The sequence below is a fragment of the Streptococcus pseudopneumoniae genome (assembly GCF_001072925.1).
In the GTDB taxonomy this organism is placed as follows: domain Bacteria; phylum Bacillota; class Bacilli; order Lactobacillales; family Streptococcaceae; genus Streptococcus; species Streptococcus pseudopneumoniae_Q.
In genome coordinates, this window is record NZ_JVHE01000003.1 from 1 (window position 1) to 17283 (window position 17283).

The window sequence follows — 17283 nt, forward strand, 5'->3', positions numbered from 1 at the left end:
CCTACTCAACTGTGCGGAGGTGGGACGACGAAATCGTATTCTAACGAATTACCGATTTCTGTCTCACTCTCAGTTTTTTTTGATGAAAAATGCTAATAAATATTCACAAAAATCCCTATATATGATAAAATAATACAATCTTATAAATTGGGAGATGAATGATGAATATTTTTAGAACCAAAGACGTTAGTCTAGGTAAGACAGAAATGCATCGCCATTTAAAACTATGGGATTTAATTCTTTTGGGAATTGGTGCTATGGTAGGAACGGGAATTTTCACCATTACAGGAACTGCTGCAGCAACATTAGCAGGACCTGCTCTTGTGGTATCTATCGTGATTTCTGCGATATGTGTGTCCTTATCTGCTCTCTTTTTTGCAGAATTTGCCTCTCGTGTTCCTGCAACGGGTGGAGCTTATAGTTATTTATATGCAATTCTAGGTGAATTTCCAGCCTGGATAGCTGGTTGGTTAACCATTATGGAATTTATGACAGCAGTTTCAGGTGTTGCTTCTGGTTGGGCGGCCTATTTTAAGGGGTTGCTTAGCCATTATGGAATTTCCTTGCCACAAGTCTTGAATGGAACTTTTAATCCTGAACATGGTACTTATATTGATTTTTTACCAATTTTAGTAATTCTACTTGTTACAGGTGTTGTACTTTTAAATTCGAAAGCAGCTCTTCGTTTTAATTCTATTCTTGTTGTTTTAAAATTTTCTGCTCTTGCCTTATTTATCATAGTTGGTATTTGGTACATTAAACCTGAAAATTGGTCAGATTTTGCACCATTTGGTTTTGGTCAGATTTATGGAGGAAGCACTGGAATTATGGCAGGTGCTTCACTCATGTTCTTTGGATTCTTAGGTTTTGAGTCCATTTCTATGGCAGTTGATGAAATTCAAAGTCCACAAAAGAATATTCCACGTGGGATTGTTTTATCCTTAACCATTGTAACCATTCTGTATGCCTTGGTTACTTTGATATTGACAGGTATCGTTCACTATAGTAAGCTTAATGTTGATGATGCAGTGGCTTTTGCTCTGAGAAGTATTGGTATTGGTTGGGCAGCTAATTATGTTTCGCTCGTTGCGATTTTTACCTTGATTACGGTATGTATTTCCATGACCTATGCCTTGTCACGAATGATTTATAGCTTGGCCCGCGATGGACTATTGCCTCAAAGCTTCAAACAAGTAACCAAGACTAGTCGTGTTCCAAAGAATGCAACCATTTTGACAGGTGGAGTTTCAGCGATAGCAGCTGGGATCTTCCCTCTGGCAAGTATCGCAGCCTTTCTCAATATCTGTACTTTAGCCTATCTTATTCTCTTAGCCTATGGAATTATCAAATTGAGAAAAGATAAGGGGATGCCCAAAGAGGGAGAATTTAAAACTCCCCTGGTACCTTTTTTACCAATCTTGTCTATTCTGATTTGTCTCTCATTCATGCTTCAGTATACCCTAGAAACATGGATGGCATTTGGACTAGCTTTATTAATAGGAGTTATTATTTACTTTGTTTATGGATATAACCATTCGACTGTAGCTGAAAATGAATAAAGAAAAAAATCGCGAATTTCGCGATTTTTCGATTTTTTATAACTTCTCGTTAACAAAACGAACGAAGCGATTCCACCAAACTTTTAAGAAGAAGGCTTTTTCGACATTTTTTTCTGCGACCATCTCAAAACTCGGTTTGTCAGTTGTAATGTATCCTTGACCAACTAGATCCTTGTCTTCATATGTCAAATGTCCAATGACAGTTCCTGCCTCTAGTGGAGCAGTGTGTTCAGTCGTGTCCGCTGTGTAAGTAATAGTTGATTGTGTACGACTACCAAGACGTTGAACGATTTTGATATCTTCTTTTGCAACAGCCGTAACAGTATCTTCCTTCCCATCTAATACAGGTGATTTACTATCTTCATAACTTTCTCCTTGCTTGACGATTGTCTGTAGAGAAAAGTTTGATGAGATGTAATCTAAAATAGAAGAAGTAGCTGTAAAGCGTGCATATGGATTAGTATCTTGGTTGTCAGCGTTTAAGACTACAGTGATAATACGCATTCCTTTTTCTACAGTCGTACCTACAAAGGATGCTCCAGCTTTATCAGTCGTACCAGTTTTAAGTCCATCAACACCACCACGATAGGCAGGCATTCCTTCCAACATATAGTTGGTAGAATGAATTGTCATTCCTGCGAAAGTAGATGAAGGTTTCTTGGTAATCTCTAAGACCTGAGGATACTTGAGGATGAGGTTGCGAGCAACGACAGCAACATCATAAGCGCTCAATTTGTTTTCATCATCTTTCTTTGAACCAGGATAGATATTAGTGCCAAGAGTTTCATTATTGAGACCAGTTGTGTTGACGAGTGTAGCATCTTGAATTCCCCATTCTTGTAGTTTGGCCTTCATCATATCTACAAAGTCCTTCTCAGAACCGGCAATTTTTTCAGCTAAAGCGATAGCAGCACTGTTCGCACTAGATACTAAAGTAGCTTCTAATAACTCTTCAACAGTGTAATTTCTAGCTTCCATGGGCACATTACTAGCCGCAGAATTAGTTGTCAACTGGTAGGGGTAATCAGAAATTTCTACAGGAGTGGAAAGAGAGATTTTTCCCTGTTCCAAGGCTTCGTAAACGAGATATACGGTAAGCAATTTGCTAATAGAAGCAATTTCAACAGGTTGAGTAGCATCCTTTTCGTATAAAATCTTACCGCTATTAGCTTCAACAGCAATGGCATGTTTTGCAGCTACATCAAAATCCTGGGCCGAAACAGTTGTAGCCGAACCGAATAAAAATAATGTGATTAGGGTTAAAAATAATTTCTTCATAGTAACTTTATTCTATCACAAAGACAAAAGATATTCTTGTTTTTTTGATGAAAGTTATCAATCTTTTTTTGAAATATGGTAAAATAGTAAAAAGAGGAGGTGGCTTATGTTTCGGAGAAATAAATTATTCTTCTGGACCACTGAGATATTGTTAATAACCCTTATTTTCTACTTATGGAGAGAAATGGGTGCTATTATTACACCATTTGTAAGTGTCGTAAATACAATCATGATTCCCTTCTTATTAGGAGGATTTCTCTACTACTTAACAAATCCAATTGTCATTTTTTTAGAGAAGGAATGTAAAATTAATCGAATCATTGGGATTTTGTTAACCCTTTGTGTTCTCATTGGTTCTCTAGTGATAGGAGTAGTATATCTTTTACCGATTTTAATCAATCAGTTGAGTAGTTTGATCAATTCTAGCCAAGGTATTTATGGTCGACTCCAAGATTTAGTAATAGAATTATCAAAATATCCTGCTTTCCAAGAGCTAGATATTCAACAAACAATCCAACAATTTAATCTTTCTTACATCGATATTTTACAGAATATCTTAAATAGTGTGACAAATAGTGTGGGAAGTGTCCTTTCAGCTTTGGTAAGCACTGTTTTAATTATTATTATGACACCGGTTTTCTTGGTTTATTTCCTTTTAGATGGTCATAAATTCTTACCGATGCTAGAGAGAACGATTTTAAAACGAGACAAACTTAATATATCTGGTTTAATAACAAACTTGAATGCGACGATTTCTCGTTACATAAGTGGAGTATCAATCGATGCATTCATTATCGGGTGTTTGGCTTTTATCGGCTATAGTATAATTGGCTTAAAATATGCATTAGTTTTTGCTATTTTCTCAGGTTTAACGAATCTGATTCCTTATGTTGGACCGATTATTGGACTAATACCGATGATTATTTCAAATCTGTTTACGGATCCTCAAAAGATGTTAATTGCTGTAATTTACATGATTGTTATTCAACAGATTGATGGGAATGTATTATATCCACGGATTGTTGGTGGGGTTATGAAGGTTCATCCGATTACAATTCTCGTCCTATTATTGTTGTCAAGTAATATCTATGGTGTTATTGGTATGATTGTTGCCGTCCCAACTTATTCTATATTAAAAGAAATATCCAAATTCCTTGTACAACTTTACGAAAAACACAAAGAAGTACAAGAAGCTGAAAAGCATCTATCAGAATAAAGATGTCGGGATAAAAAATCCCGACCTTTTTTGATCATAGTATCTTCGGCGCTGTAGTTGATCAAACTTTTTTTGGTTTTAAAACTCTCTAATCTCTTATGATGAAACTTTAATTTTTCTATACATAATTTTTACAAACAACTGAATGATCGAAGTCTTTCGGGGCTGAAAATAGGAAATTCAGACTTGGGTTATCGAATTATGGTCTATCGCCTTTTGCTAAAATAAGCCTATTTATAGATATTTTAAATAAATTGGTAGAGGAAGTAGAGTAAGAATAAGAATAATTCACAAAAACTTTGTAAAACACTTGCAATTTAGCTGAAATTTGATAAAATAGTAAGGAAAGTTAGACTGTATTGCCTACTGTCTATCTATAAAATATATTTTATTGGAGGCTTTTACTCAAATGGCAAAAGAAAAATACGATCGTAGTAAACCACACGTTAACATTGGTACTATCGGACACGTTGACCACGGTAAAACTACCCTAACTGCAGCTATCACAACTGTTTTGGCACGTCGCTTGCCTTCAGCAGTTAACCAACCTAAAGACTATGCGTCTATCGATGCTGCTCCAGAAGAACGCGAACGCGGTATCACAATCAACACTGCGCACGTTGAGTACGAAACTGAAAAACGTCACTACGCTCACATCGACGCTCCAGGACACGCGGACTACGTTAAAAACATGATCACTGGTGCCGCTCAAATGGACGGAGCTATCCTTGTAGTAGCTTCAACTGACGGACCAATGCCACAAACTCGTGAGCACATCCTTCTTTCACGTCAGGTTGGTGTTAAACACCTTATCGTCTTCATGAACAAGATCGACTTGGTTGACGACGAAGAATTGCTTGAATTGGTTGAAATGGAAATCCGTGACCTTCTTTCAGAATACGACTTCCCAGGTGACGATCTTCCAGTTATCCAAGGTTCAGCTCTTAAAGCTCTTGAAGGTGACTCTAAATACGAAGACATCATCATGGAATTGATGAACACTGTTGATGAGTACATTCCAGAACCAGAACGTGACACTGACAAACCATTGCTTCTTCCAGTCGAAGACGTATTCTCAATCACTGGACGTGGTACAGTTGCTTCAGGACGTATCGACCGTGGTACTGTTCGTGTCAACGACGAAATCGAAATCGTTGGTATCAAAGAAGAAACTAAAAAAGCAGTTGTTACTGGTGTTGAAATGTTCCGTAAACAACTTGACGAAGGTCTTGCAGGAGATAACGTAGGTGTCCTTCTTCGTGGTGTTCAACGTGACGAAATCGAACGTGGACAAGTTATCGCTAAACCAGGTTCAATCAACCCACACACTAAATTCAAAGGTGAAGTTTACATCCTTACTAAAGAAGAAGGTGGACGTCACACTCCATTCTTCAACAACTACCGTCCACAATTCTACTTCCGTACTACTGACGTTACAGGTTCAATCGAACTTCCAGCAGGTACTGAAATGGTAATGCCAGGTGATAACGTGACAATCGACGTTGAGTTGATCCACCCAATCGCCGTAGAACAAGGTACTACATTCTCTATCCGTGAGGGTGGACGTACTGTTGGTTCAGGTATGGTTACAGAAATCGAAGCTTAATTCGATTTAGTTCCCAGAAGAACAATTATTTAAGTCAGACACTAAAAGAATCTTGCTATGCAAGGTTCTTTTTTTGCGATCAAAAGTGAGAGAGTTCCTTTTTTACAATTTCATAAAATCATGGTAAAATGGTTAAATATTAAATTTGGAGAAAAATATGAAGTACAAGCGTATCGTATTTAAAGTGGGAACTTCATCCTTGACACATAAAGATGGAAGTCTATCTCGCAGTAAAGTAAAAGCTATCACACAACAGCTTGCAATGCTGCATGAAGCAGGTCATGAGCTGATTTTGGTATCTTCTGGGGCTGTTGCAGCAGGTTTCGGAGCATTAGGATTTAAAAAACGACCAACAAAGATTGCGGATAAGCAAGCTTCAGCGGCGGTTGGTCAAGGATTGCTTCTGGAAGAATATACAACAAATTTGCTCTTAAGACAGATTGTTTCAGCGCAAATCTTGCTAACTCAGGATGATTTTGTCGATAAGCGACGTTATAAAAATGCCCATCAAGCTTTGTCAATCCTGCTCAATCGTGGCGCGATTCCTATTATCAATGAAAATGACAGTGTCGTTATTGATGAGCTCAAGGTCGGGGATAATGATACGCTCAGTGCTCAGGTTGCAGCAATGGTGCAGGCAGATCTTTTGGTTCTCTTAACAGATGTAGATGGTCTTTATACTGGTAATCCTAACTTGGATCCAAGAGCTAAACGCTTGGAGCGAATTGAGACCATCAACCGTGAAATTATTGATATGGCAGGTGGAGCAGGTTCATCTAATGGAACTGGAGGTATGCTGACTAAGATAAAGGCAGCGACCATTGCGACAGAGTCAGGAGTACCTGTTTATATTTGTTCATCCTTGAAAGCTGATGCTATGATAGAGGCGGCAGAGAAGACCAAGGACGGTTCTTACTTTGTTGCACAGGAGAAGGGGCTCCGTACCCAGAAACAATGGCTAGCTTTTTATGCCAAAAGTCAGGGGGCTATTTGGGTTGATAAAGGTGCTGCAGAAGCTCTCTCTCAACATGGTAAAAGTCTACTTTTATCAGGTGTTGTAGATGTTGAGAGCAACTTTTCTTATGGCGATATTGTTACGGTTTTTGATAAGGAAACTGGAAAATCACTCGGAAAAGGTAGAGTACAACTAGGTGCATCGGGGCTGAAAGATGTCCTTCGATCTCAAAAAGCCAAGGGTGTCTTGATTCACCGTGATGACTGGATTTCCATTACTCCCGAAATCCAACTACTCTTTACAGAATTTTAGAGGTAAACTATGATAAGTACACAAGAACAATTTGAACAGGTACAGGCTGTTAAAAAGTCGATTAACACAGCTAGTGAAGAGGTGAAAAACCAAGCCTTGCTAGCTATGGCCGATCACTTATTGGCAGCTACTGAGGAGATTTTATCAGCTAATGCTCGCGATATGGAAGCGGCTAAGGGGAAAATCTCAGATGTTATGCTGGATCGTCTTTATTTGGATGCAAGTCGTATCCAAGCAATGGCAACTGGCATTCGTGATGTGGTTGCTTTACCAGATCCAATTGGTGAAGTCCTAGAGACAAGTCAGCTTGAAAATGGCTTGGTTATCACCAAGAAACGTGTGGCTATGGGGGTCATCGGTATTATCTATGAAAGCCGTCCAAATGTGACGTCTGACGCAGCTGCTTTAGCTCTTAAGAGTGGAAATGCGGTTGTTCTTCGTAGTGGTAAGGATGCCTATCAAACAGCCCATGCCATTGTCACAGCCATGAAGAAGGGCTTAGAGACAACTACTATTCACCCAGATGTGATTCAACTGGTGGAAGATACTAGCCGTGAAAGTAGCTATGCTATGATGAAGGCCAAGGGATATCTAGACCTCCTTATTCCTCGTGGAGGGGCTGGCTTGATCAATGCTGTGGTTGAAAATGCTATTGTACCTGTTATCGAGACAGGGACTGGGATTGTCCATGTCTATGTGGATAAGGATGCAGACGAAGACAAGGCTCTGTCTATCATCAACAATGCTAAAACTAGTCGTCCCTCTGTTTGCAATGCCATGGAGGTTCTACTTGTTCATGAAGACAAGGCAGCAAACTTCCTTCCTCGCTTGGAGCAAGTTCTGGTTGCCGATCGAAAAGCAGCTGGGTTGGAACCAATTCAATTCCGCTTGGATAGCAAAGCAAGCCAGTTTGTTTCAGGTCAAGCAGCTGAGGCCCAAGACTTTGACACTGAGTTTTTAGACTATGTCCTTGCTGTTAAGGTTGTGAGCAGTTTAGAAGAAGCGGTTGCCCATATTGAAGCCCACAGTACCCATCATTCGGATGCCGTTGTGACTGAAAATGCTGAGGCGGCAACTTACTTTACAGATCAAGTAGACTCTGCAGCGGTTTATGTCAATGCCTCAACTCGTTTCACAGATGGAGGCCAATTTGGTCTTGGCTGTGAAATGGGGATTTCTACTCAGAAGTTGCATGCGCGTGGTCCAATGGGCTTGAAGGAATTGACCAGCTACAAATATGTAGTTACTGGTGATGGACAGATAAGGGAGTAAGAGATGAAGATTGGATTTATCGGCTTGGGGAATATGGGTTCCAGCTTGGCTAAAGCTGTCTTGCAAGCAAAAACTGGTCATCAGATTCTCCTTGCTAATCGTAGTCAAGCCAAGGTGGAGGCTTTTATTGCTAATTATGGTGGTCTGACTTCTAGCAATGACGAAATCTTTGCAGAAGCAGATGTGATTTTTCTAGGAGTAAAGCCAGCTCAATTCTCTGAACTGCTTACTCAATATCAGACCATCCTCGAAAAACGAGAAAGTCTTCTTTTGATTTCTATGGCAGCTGGTTTGACCTTGGAAAAACTCGCTAGTCTTCTTCCAAGTCAGCACCGAATTATTCGCATCATGCCTAATACACCTGTTGCTATTGGTCAAGGAGTGATTAGCTATGCCTTGTCTGCAAATTGTCATCCAGAAGACAATGAACTTTTTTGTCAACTTTTAGCCAAGGCTGGCCAGTTAGTTGAAATAAGTGATGGTTTAATAGATGCTGCGACAGGGCTTGCAGGTTGTGGGCCTGCCTTTGTCTATCTTTTTATCGAAGCATTGGCAGATGCAGGAGTTCAGACAGGATTGCCAAGAGAAATGGCTCTGAAAATGGCGGCTCAAACAGTAGTTGGTGCAGGTCAAATGGTACTAGAAAGTCAGCAACATCCTGGAGTCTTGAAAGATCAAGTTTGTAGCCCAGGTGGTTCGACCATTGCTGGCGTAGCAAGCCTAGAAGAACATGCTTTTAGAGGAACCGTTATGGACGCTGTCAACCAAGCCTACAAAAGAACTCAAGAATTAGGCAAATAAGAGGTGAGAGTTAAAACTCAACCTCTTTTTTATTACAAAGAGCGAAATGAAAAAAGCTTTTCACAAATCCCCATTTTTTTGATAGAATAGAAGAGAGAAAAATAGAAATGAGTCAGACATGTCAAAAGGATTTTTAGTCTCTCTTGAGGGACCAGAGGGAGCGGGAAAGACAAGCGTTCTTGAAGCCCTAATCCCTATATTAGAGGATAGGGGAATAGAAGTTTTAAGCACTCGTGAACCAGGCGGGGTTTTGATTGGAGAGAAGATTCGTGAAGTGATTCTAGATCCTAGTCATACTGAAATGGATCCTAAGACGGAGCTTCTCCTCTATATTGCCAGTCGTCGACAACACTTGGTGGAAAAGGTCTTACCAGCACTTGCAGCTGGAAAACTGGTTATTATGGACCGCTTTATTGACAGTTCGGTTGCCTATCAGGGATTTGGGCGTGGTTTAGATAAAGAAGCGATTGATTGGCTTAATGAGTTTGCGACTGATGGACTGAAACCTGATTTGACTCTTTATTTTGATATTGAGGTCGAAGAGGGACTGGCACGTATTGCTGCTAACAGTGATCGGGAGATCAATCGTTTGGACATGGAAGGTCTGGATCTACATCGAAAAGTCCGTCAGGGTTATCTATCTCTTTTGGAAAAGGAAGCAGACCGCATTGTAAAAATCGATGCTAGCCTACCACTTGATCAAGTGATTGCGAACACGCAGCAGCTACTTTTGGATAGGATGGGATTAAAGAGATGAAACAAGATCAATTAAGAGCTTGTCAGCCTCTACAATTTGAACGGTTTGTTCATATCTTGGAGCAAGGGCAGCTCAATCACGCCTATCTCTTTTCAGGTAATTTTGGAAGTTTAGAGATGGCCCTTTTCTTGTCTAAATGTCTCTTTTGTAGTGAGAAAACTGGTATTTTTCCTTGTGAAAAATGTCGGAATTGTAAATTGATTGAGCAGGAAGAGCTTCCTGATGTGACTATAATTAAACCTTTGAATCAAGTCATTAAGACGGAGCGTATTCGAGAATTAGTTGGACAATTTGCCCAGTCTGGTATTGAAAATCAACGGCAGGTCTTTATTATCGAACAAGCGGAAAAAATGCATGTGAATGCTGCAAATTCACTCTTGAAGGTTATTGAAGAACCACAGAGCGAAATCTACATATTCTTTTTGACTGATGATGAGGAACAGATGTTACCAACGATTCGAAGTCGGACACAGATTTTCCAATTTAAGAAGCATGTCTCTACTTTAATGTCACAGCTTGAAGAGGCTGGTTTAGTAAAAAATAAAGCCAAGCTATTAGCTCAGTTTAGTCAATCTCAGGTAGAGGCTGATAAGCTTGTCCATCAAGCAGGATTTTGGGCACTGGTAGATGAAAGTGAACGCCTCTTTTCTTGGCTTTTAGCCCATAAAAAAGAATCCTATTTGCAGGTTGCAAAATTAACGAGTTTGGCTGATGATAAAGAAAAGCAAGATCAAGTGCTCAGGGTTTTAGAGGTATTAGCTGGCCAGGAGGTTCTCAATGTTTCTGCGCGGAATGTTTTGAAAAATCTCGTCCAAACTCGGAAAATGTGGCGGGCCAATGTTAGCTTTCAAAACGCTTTGGAATACCTGGTTTTACAAAAAAATTAAAGTGAAGATAGATTATAGAAAGGGCTGTAATGAATAAAAAAGAATTATTTGATGCTTTAGATGACTTTTCACAGCAATTGTTGGTAACCTTGGCAGACGTCGAAGCTATCAAGAAAAATCTCAAGAGTTTGGTAGAGGAAAATACAGCACTTCGATTAGAAAATGATAAACTGAGAGAACGTTTGGGAGAGGTTGAGGAGACTGCTCCAGCCAAAACGAAACATGTAAGGGAAAATGTCCGTCGCATTTATGAGGACGGTTTTCATGTTTGCCGTGACTTTTATGGTCAACGTCGAGAGCAGGACGCAGAATGTATGTTTTGTGATGAGTTGTTATTTAGGGAGTAAGTATGCAGATTCAAAAGAGTTTTAAGGGACAATCTTCCTATGGCAAGCTTTATCTAGTAGCAACACCAATCGGTAATCTAGATGATATGACTTTTCGCGCTATTCAGACCTTGAACGAGGTCGACTGGATCGCGGCAGAAGATACTCGTAACACTGGACTTTTGCTCAAGCATTTTGAAATTTCAACCAAACAAATCAGTTTTCACGAGCATAATGCTAAGGATAAAATTCCTGATTTGATTGAGTTGTTGAAGCAAGGTCAAAATCTTGCCCAAGTATCTGATGCAGGGATGCCTAGTATTTCTGACCCAGGTCATGATTTGGTTAAGGCTGCCATTGAAGAAGATATCGCAGTTGTCACAGTTCCAGGAGCTAGTGCAGGGATTTCTGCCTTGATTGCCAGTGGCTTAGCACCTCAACCTCACATTTTTTATGGTTTCTTACCACGAAAATCAGGTCAGCAAAAGCAATTTTTTGAAGCGAAAAAAGCTTATCCGGAAACTCAGATTTTCTATGAATCTCCTCACCGTGTAGCAGATACACTGGAGAATATGCTAGAAGTCTATGGTGATCGCTCGGTGGTCTTGGTTCGTGAATTGACCAAAATCTTTGAAGAATACCAACGAGGAACTATTAATGAGTTATTAGAAAGTATTTCTGAAACACCTCTTAAAGGCGAATGCCTTCTCATTGTAGAAGGTGCTAGTCAAGAAGTAGAAGATAAGGATGAAGAGGACTTGTTCTCAGAAATCCAAGAACGAATCCAACAAGGAATCAAGAAAAATCAAGCCATTAAGGAAGTTGCGAAGATTTATCAGTGGAACAAAAGCCAGCTCTACGCTGCTTATCACGAATGGGAAGACAATCAATCCAATGACTAAACAGGGAAGTTTGCCTTCTTCCCTTTTTTTGTTATACTAGAAGAAGAAAAAAATAGAAAGATTTGTGGGTGTCAAACAGTCTAGTAACTTGTTCTGGAATGAACTTAAGTTTCACCCAAAGAGGTATTAGTGTCGTGTCTCAATCTTATATCAATGTTATCGGTGCGGGATTGGCGGGTTCTGAAGCAGCCTACCAAATCGCAGAGCGTGGTATTCCAGTTAAACTTTATGAAATGCGTGGTGTCAAGTCAACACCGCAACACAAAACTGACAATTTTGCAGAATTAGTGTGTTCTAATTCCTTGCGTGGAGATGCTCTTACAAATGCTGTAGGTCTCCTCAAGGAAGAAATGCGTCGTCTAGGTTCTCTTATCTTGGAATCAGCAGAAGCAACCCGTGTTCCTGCAGGTGGTGCTCTCGCGGTGGACCGTGACGGTTTTTCTCAAATGGTTACTGAAAAGATTGCCAACCATCCCTTGATTGAGGTCGTTCGTGACGAAATTACAGAATTGCCAACGGATGCTATTACAGTTGTAGCGACTGGTCCTTTGACTAGTGATGCTCTTGCTGAGAAAATTCACGCTCTTAATGGCGGTGACGGTTTTTATTTTTACGATGCTGCAGCGCCTATTGTGGATGTCAATACAATCGATATGAACAAGGTTTATCTCAAATCTCGTTATGATAAGGGAGAAGCTGCCTATCTCAATGCTCCGATGACCAAGCAAGAGTTTATGGATTTCCATGAAGCCTTGGTTAATGCAGAAGAAGCACCTCTTAACTCTTTTGAAAAAGAAAAGTACTTTGAAGGCTGTATGCCGATTGAAGTCATGGCTAAACGGGGTATCAAAACCATGCTCTATGGTCCTATGAAACCAGTTGGTTTGGAGTATCCAGACGATTACACAGGTCCTCGTGATGGAGACTTTAAAACTCCTTATGCGGTCGTTCAGCTTCGTCAGGACAATGCTGCAGGTAGTCTTTATAACATCGTTGGTTTCCAAACTCACCTTAAATGGGGAGAGCAGAAGCGTGTGTTCCAAATGATTCCAGGTCTCGAAAACGCAGAGTTTGTTCGCTATGGAGTTATGCACCGTAATTCTTACATGGATTCACCAAATCTTCTTGAGCAAACTTATCGTTCTAAGAAACAGCCAAATCTATTTTTTGCTGGTCAGATGACGGGTGTGGAAGGCTATGTTGAGTCAGCGGCATCAGGTCTAGTAGCTGGTATTAACGCAGCTCGTCTTTTCAAGGGAGAAAGTCCTGCTATTTTCCCAGAAACGACTGCAATTGGCAGTCTAGCCCATTATATCACCCATGCTGACAGTAAACACTTCCAACCAATGAACGTCAATTTCGGAATTATCAAGGAATTGGAAGGCGACCGCATTCGTGATAAGAAGGCTCGTTATGAAAAAATTGCAGAGCGTGCTCTGGCTGATTTGGAAAACTTTTTATCCGTTTAAAATTTTCCAAAGAATAACTCATGAGACTATAAAATTCTCAAAAAATGTGATAAAATAGTTTGAATAAAATAAAGGAGCGAAGTCAGGTGGAACCCAAATATAAACGTATTTTGATTAAGTTATCAGGTGAGGCCCTTGCTGGCGAACGTGGTGTCGGAATTGATATCAAAACAGTTCAAGCAATGGCTCAAGAAATTCAAGAAGTACATAACTTAGGTATTGAGATTGCCCTCGTTATTGGTGGAGGAAATCTCTGGCGTGGAGAACCTGCTGCAGAAGCTGGAATGGATCGTGTACAAGCAGACTATACAGGAATGCTTGGAACCGTTATGAATGCTCTTGTAATGGCAGATTCATTGCAACAAGTTGGTGTGGATACACGTGTTCAAACAGCCATTGCCATGCAACAAGTAGCAGAACCTTACGTTCGTGGTCGTGCCCTTCGTCATCTTGAAAAAGGACGCATTGTTATCTTTGGTGCGGGAATTGGTTCACCATACTTCTCAACAGATACAACAGCGGCTCTTCGTGCAGCTGAGATTGAAGCGGACGCTATCTTGATGGCTAAAAATGGGGTTGATGGTGTCTACAATGCTGATCCTAAAAAGGATAAGACTGCTGTTAAATTTGAAGAGTTGACTCACCGTGACGTGATCAATAAAGGTCTCCGTATCATGGACTCAACAGCTTCAACACTTTCAATGGACAATGATATTGACTTGGTAGTTTTCAACATGAACCAACCAGGAAATATTAAACGTGTTGTATTTGGTGAAAATATCGGAACTACAGTTTCAAATAATATCGAAGAAAAGGAATAAGAAATCATTATGGCAAACGCAATCGTAGAAAAAGCAAAAGAGAGAATGACCCAATCTCACCACTCACTTGCTCGTGAGTTTGGAAGTATTCGTGCTGGCCGCGCTAATGCTAGCTTGCTTGACCGTATCCACGTTGAGTACTATGGTGTTGAAACACCACTTAACCAAATTGCTTCTATCACAATCCCAGAAGCGCGTGTTTTGTTGGTAACACCATTTGACAAATCATCTTTGAAAGATATCGAACGTGCTTTGAATGCTTCAGACCTAGGTATCACACCAGCTAACGATGGTTCTGTTATTCGTTTGGTAATCCCAGCTCTCACAGAAGAAACTCGTCGTGATCTTGCTAAAGAAGTGAAAAAAGTTGGTGAGAATGCTAAAGTTGCTATCCGTAATATCCGTCGTGATGCTATGGACGAGGCTAAGAAACAAGAAAAAGCAAAAGAAATCACTGAAGACGAATTGAAGACTCTTGAAAAAGATATTCAAAAAGCAACAGACGATGCTGTTAAACACATCGACGAAATGACTGCCAACAAAGAAAAAGAAATCTTGGAAGTCTAAGAAATAAACAGAAAAACTCAGTTGGCATTGCTGGCTGAGTTTTATTCGAAAGAAGGAAATATGAATACAAATCTTGCAAGTTTTATCGTTGGACTCATCATCGATGAAAATGACCGTTTTTACTTTGTTCAAAAGGATGGTCAAACATATGCCCTAGCTAAAGAAGAAGGTAAGCATACAGTTGGTGATACGGTCAAAGGTTTTGCTTACACAGATATGAAGCAAAAATTGCGCCTCACTACTACAGAAGTGACTGCAACTCAGGAACAATTTGGTTGGGGAACCGTAACAGAGGTTCGTAAGGACCTTGGGGTTTTTGTTGATACAGGATTACCAGACAAGGAAATCGTTGTGTCACTAGATATTCTTCCTGAACTTAAAGAGCTCTGGCCTAAGAAGGGTGATCGTCTATACATCCGTCTAGAAGTGGATAAGAAGGACCGTATCTGGGGAATCTTAGCTTATCAGGAAGATTTCCAACGATTGGCACGTCCTGCCTACAATAACATGCAGAATCAAAATTGGCCTGCCATTGTTTACCGTCTCAAATTATCAGGAACTTTTGTCTATCTACCAGAGAACAACATGCTTGGATTTATCCATCCAAGTGAGCGCTATGCAGAACCACGTTTGGGGCAAGTGCTAGATGCGCGTGTCATTGGTTTCCGTGAGGTTGACCGTACTCTTAACCTTTCTCTAAAACCACGTTCTTTTGAGATGTTGGAAAATGATGCGCAGATGATCTTGACTTATTTGGAAAGCAATGGTGGCTTCATGACCTTGAATGATAAGTCATCACCAGATGATATCAAGGCCACTTTCGGTATTTCAAAAGGTCAATTTAAAAAAGCACTCGGTGGTTTGATGAAGGCTGGCAAAATCAAGCAAGATCAGTTCGGCACAGAGTTGATTTAGGAGGCTTATGAGAAAATCATTTTATACTTGGCTGATGACCGAGCGCAACCCTAAAAGCAATAGTCCCAAAGCAATTTTAGCGGATCTGGCTTTTGAGGAGTCCGCCTTTCCGAAACATACAGATGATTTCGATCAAGTGAGTCGTTTTTTAGAGGAACATGCTAGCTTTTCCTTTAATATGGGAGACTTCGATCGTATCTGGCAGGAATATTTAGAACATTAAGGCTACTAGATGGGGTTGGGGATAGTAATTTCTCAGCCTCTTTGCTATAATATAGTCATTCAGTTATCTTTTATGAGGATTTTACTTATTTTGGCAAGTATCGTTTACCATTACGAATTGTCAGAGTGATAGGATTTTTGAAAGTTATTTCATACTTAAAAGAAAACAAAATGATAAAACGAAATAAGAGATTAGAGAGGTTCTTTGTTTGAAGGAACATTCAATAGATATTCAACTGAGTCATCCAGATGACCTATTTCATCTTTTTGGGTCCAATGAGCGCCACCTTCGATTGATGGAGGATGAATTAGATGTCATCATCCATGCCCGTACAGAGATTGTACAAGTCTTGGGAGCAGAGAATGCTTGTGAGGAAGCCCGCCAAGTTATCCAAGCCTTAATGGTCTTGGTTAATCGTGGAATGACTGTTGGAACTCCGGATGTGGTGACAGCCATTACCATGGTTAAGAATAATGAAATCGATAAGTTTGTTGCCCTCTATGAAGAAGAAATTATCAAGGATAATACAGGTAAACCAATTCGTGTGAAGACGTTGGGTCAAAAGCTTTATGTGGATAGTGTCAAGCAACACGATGTGACCTTTGGTATTGGGCCGGCAGGAACAGGTAAGACCTTCTTAGCAGTGACTTTGGCCGTGACAGCTCTCAAGCGTGGACAAGTCAAACGTATTATCTTGACACGCCCTGCAGTAGAAGCAGGCGAGAGTCTAGGATTTCTTCCGGGAGATTTGAAGGAAAAGGTAGACCCTTACCTTCGTCCAGTTTATGATGCCTTGTACCAGATTCTTGGGAAGGACCAAACAACCCGTCTTATGGAACGTGAAATCATTGAAATCGCTCCACTTGCCTATATGCGTGGACGTACCTTGGATGATGCCTTTGTCATCTTGGACGAAGCGCAAAATACAACCATCATGCAGATGAAGATGTTCTTGACTCGTTTAGGCTTTAATTCTAAAATGATTGTCAATGGGGATATTAGTCAGATTGACCTGCCTCGTAATGTCAAGTCAGGTTTGATTGATGCTCAGGAAAAACTCAAGAATATTCATCAGATTGACTTTGTTCATTTTTCAGCTAAGGATGTGGTTCGCCATCCAGTTGTAGCTCAAATTATCAGAGCCTATGAACCTCTACCTGTCAAAGCTGAAGAAAACCAAGAAGAAACAGAATAAAGAAAAAGGTTGGCCAAAAACTAGCTTTCCAATAAAACCACACAGTGATTCCAGTCTTGAATCAAATCAAGCTGAAAGAAACACTGTGTGGTTTTTGAATAGTGGATGTTTTAGAGGCTAGATTCTTGGCCAATTTGGTGAGATACATGAACATAAAGAGGCTCTTTGTCAACTGTAGTGGGTTGAATAAAAGCTAACATCTGGAGAGGACAATCGTTGTCC

Annotated in this window: 17 protein-coding genes and 1 pseudogene; 16 read left to right on the forward strand and 2 right to left on the reverse strand. The window is 40.2% G+C overall.

Annotation, left to right across the window (positions count from 1 at the left end):
- Positions 1-161: 161 nt before the first annotated feature.
- Complete coding sequence (locus ADH81_RS00015) at positions 162-1559, forward strand: APC family permease (RefSeq protein WP_049525599.1); 1398 nt, start codon at positions 162-164, stop codon at positions 1557-1559.
- A 36-nt stretch (positions 1560-1595) separates the two neighbouring features.
- On the opposite strand, the gene pbp3 is transcribed toward ADH81_RS00015, so the two are convergent.
- On the reverse strand, positions 1596-2837 hold the full coding sequence (pbp3, locus tag ADH81_RS00020) for a D-alanyl-D-alanine carboxypeptidase PBP3 (protein ID WP_049525602.1): 1242 nt from the start codon (positions 2835-2837) through the stop codon (positions 1596-1598).
- A gap of 106 nt (positions 2838-2943) precedes the next feature.
- On the opposite strand from pbp3, the gene ADH81_RS00025 reads away from it, so the two are divergent.
- The 15 genes from ADH81_RS00025 to ADH81_RS00095 all read left to right on the forward strand — a co-directional run bounded on the left by ADH81_RS00025 (position 2944) and on the right by ADH81_RS00095 (position 17061).
- Positions 2944-4053: an AI-2E family transporter gene (locus ADH81_RS00025; RefSeq protein WP_049525604.1), complete on the forward strand. Its 1110-nt coding sequence runs from the start codon at positions 2944-2946 to the stop codon at positions 4051-4053.
- A gap of 409 nt (positions 4054-4462) precedes the next feature.
- On the forward strand, positions 4463-5659 hold the full coding sequence (gene tuf / locus ADH81_RS00030; RefSeq protein WP_001040718.1) for an elongation factor Tu: 1197 nt from the start codon (positions 4463-4465) through the stop codon (positions 5657-5659).
- 157 nt (positions 5660-5816) lie between these two features.
- Entirely contained in the window at positions 5817-6926 is a 1110-nt protein-coding gene (gene proB, locus ADH81_RS00035; protein WP_049525605.1) for a glutamate 5-kinase, read from the forward strand.
- Positions 6927-6935: 9 nt separating this feature from the next.
- A complete protein-coding gene (locus tag ADH81_RS00040) occupies positions 6936-8198 on the forward strand; it encodes a glutamate-5-semialdehyde dehydrogenase (RefSeq protein WP_049525608.1) in 1263 nt (420 codons plus the stop codon).
- Positions 8199-8201: 3 nt separating this feature from the next.
- Positions 8202-8999 carry a pyrroline-5-carboxylate reductase gene (gene proC / locus ADH81_RS00045; protein WP_049525610.1) on the forward strand — a complete coding sequence of 266 codons (798 nt, stop codon included), beginning with the start codon at positions 8202-8204 and terminating at the stop codon, positions 8997-8999.
- 118 nt (positions 9000-9117) lie between these two features.
- Complete coding sequence (gene tmk, locus ADH81_RS00050; RefSeq protein WP_049525611.1) at positions 9118-9756, forward strand: dTMP kinase; 639 nt, start codon at positions 9118-9120, stop codon at positions 9754-9756.
- On the forward strand, positions 9753-10643 hold the full coding sequence (locus ADH81_RS00055) for a DNA polymerase III subunit delta' (protein WP_049525613.1): 891 nt from the start codon (positions 9753-9755) through the stop codon (positions 10641-10643). Before tmk ends, ADH81_RS00055 begins: the two co-directional genes overlap by 4 nt.
- 29 nt (positions 10644-10672) lie before the next feature.
- A complete protein-coding gene (gene yabA, locus ADH81_RS00060; RefSeq protein ID WP_001034369.1) occupies positions 10673-10990 on the forward strand; it encodes a DNA replication initiation control protein YabA in 318 nt (105 codons plus the stop codon).
- Between the two features lie 2 nt (positions 10991-10992).
- Positions 10993-11871, forward strand: coding sequence for a 16S rRNA (cytidine(1402)-2'-O)-methyltransferase (gene rsmI, locus ADH81_RS00065; protein ID WP_049525615.1), 879 nt, complete (start codon positions 10993-10995; stop codon positions 11869-11871).
- Between the two features lie 134 nt (positions 11872-12005).
- The gene (gene trmFO, locus ADH81_RS00070; protein WP_049525617.1) at positions 12006-13340 is read left to right on the forward strand and encodes a methylenetetrahydrofolate--tRNA-(uracil(54)-C(5))-methyltransferase (FADH(2)-oxidizing) TrmFO; all 1335 of its coding nucleotides are present in this window, start codon (positions 12006-12008) and stop codon (positions 13338-13340) included.
- Between the two features lie 86 nt (positions 13341-13426).
- Entirely contained in the window at positions 13427-14161 is a 735-nt protein-coding gene (pyrH, locus tag ADH81_RS00075) for a UMP kinase (RefSeq protein ID WP_000433488.1), read from the forward strand.
- 9 nt (positions 14162-14170) lie between these two features.
- A complete protein-coding gene (gene frr, locus ADH81_RS00080; RefSeq protein ID WP_001262232.1) occupies positions 14171-14728 on the forward strand; it encodes a ribosome recycling factor in 558 nt (185 codons plus the stop codon).
- Between the two features lie 60 nt (positions 14729-14788).
- The gene (gene cvfB / locus ADH81_RS00085; RefSeq protein WP_049525620.1) at positions 14789-15643 is read left to right on the forward strand and encodes an RNA-binding virulence regulatory protein CvfB; all 855 of its coding nucleotides are present in this window, start codon (positions 14789-14791) and stop codon (positions 15641-15643) included.
- A 7-nt stretch (positions 15644-15650) separates the two neighbouring features.
- A complete protein-coding gene (locus ADH81_RS00090; RefSeq protein WP_001232087.1) occupies positions 15651-15866 on the forward strand; it encodes a YozE family protein in 216 nt (71 codons plus the stop codon).
- Positions 15867-16074: 208 nt separating this feature from the next.
- Entirely contained in the window at positions 16075-17061 is a 987-nt protein-coding gene (locus ADH81_RS00095) for a PhoH family protein (RefSeq protein ID WP_049525622.1), read from the forward strand.
- On the opposite strand, the pseudogene ADH81_RS11660 reads toward ADH81_RS00095, so the two are convergent.
- Positions 17027-17221, reverse strand: a pseudogene (locus tag ADH81_RS11660) (hypothetical protein); the annotation flags it as partial. The gene ADH81_RS00095 and the pseudogene ADH81_RS11660 overlap by 35 nt on opposite strands.
- Positions 17222-17283: the final 62 nt, after the last annotated feature.

Coding starts and splice junctions, on each gene's coding strand:
- ADH81_RS00015 (WP_049525599.1), top strand. CDS start 162: ATGAATATTTTTAGAACCAAAGACGTTAGTCTAGGTAAGACAGAAATG.
- pbp3 (WP_049525602.1), bottom strand. CDS start 2,837: ATGAAGAAATTATTTTTAACCCTAATCACATTATTTTTATTCGGTTCG.
- ADH81_RS00025 (WP_049525604.1), top strand. CDS start 2,944: ATGTTTCGGAGAAATAAATTATTCTTCTGGACCACTGAGATATTGTTA.
- tuf (WP_001040718.1), top strand. CDS start 4,463: ATGGCAAAAGAAAAATACGATCGTAGTAAACCACACGTTAACATTGGT.
- proB (WP_049525605.1), top strand. CDS start 5,817: ATGAAGTACAAGCGTATCGTATTTAAAGTGGGAACTTCATCCTTGACA.
- ADH81_RS00040 (WP_049525608.1), top strand. CDS start 6,936: ATGATAAGTACACAAGAACAATTTGAACAGGTACAGGCTGTTAAAAAG.
- proC (WP_049525610.1), top strand. CDS start 8,202: ATGAAGATTGGATTTATCGGCTTGGGGAATATGGGTTCCAGCTTGGCT.
- tmk (WP_049525611.1), top strand. CDS start 9,118: ATGTCAAAAGGATTTTTAGTCTCTCTTGAGGGACCAGAGGGAGCGGGA.
- ADH81_RS00055 (WP_049525613.1), top strand. CDS start 9,753: ATGAAACAAGATCAATTAAGAGCTTGTCAGCCTCTACAATTTGAACGG.
- yabA (WP_001034369.1), top strand. CDS start 10,673: ATGAATAAAAAAGAATTATTTGATGCTTTAGATGACTTTTCACAGCAA.
- rsmI (WP_049525615.1), top strand. CDS start 10,993: ATGCAGATTCAAAAGAGTTTTAAGGGACAATCTTCCTATGGCAAGCTT.
- frr (WP_001262232.1), top strand. CDS start 14,171: ATGGCAAACGCAATCGTAGAAAAAGCAAAAGAGAGAATGACCCAATCT.
- cvfB (WP_049525620.1), top strand. CDS start 14,789: ATGAATACAAATCTTGCAAGTTTTATCGTTGGACTCATCATCGATGAA.
- ADH81_RS00090 (WP_001232087.1), top strand. CDS start 15,651: ATGAGAAAATCATTTTATACTTGGCTGATGACCGAGCGCAACCCTAAA.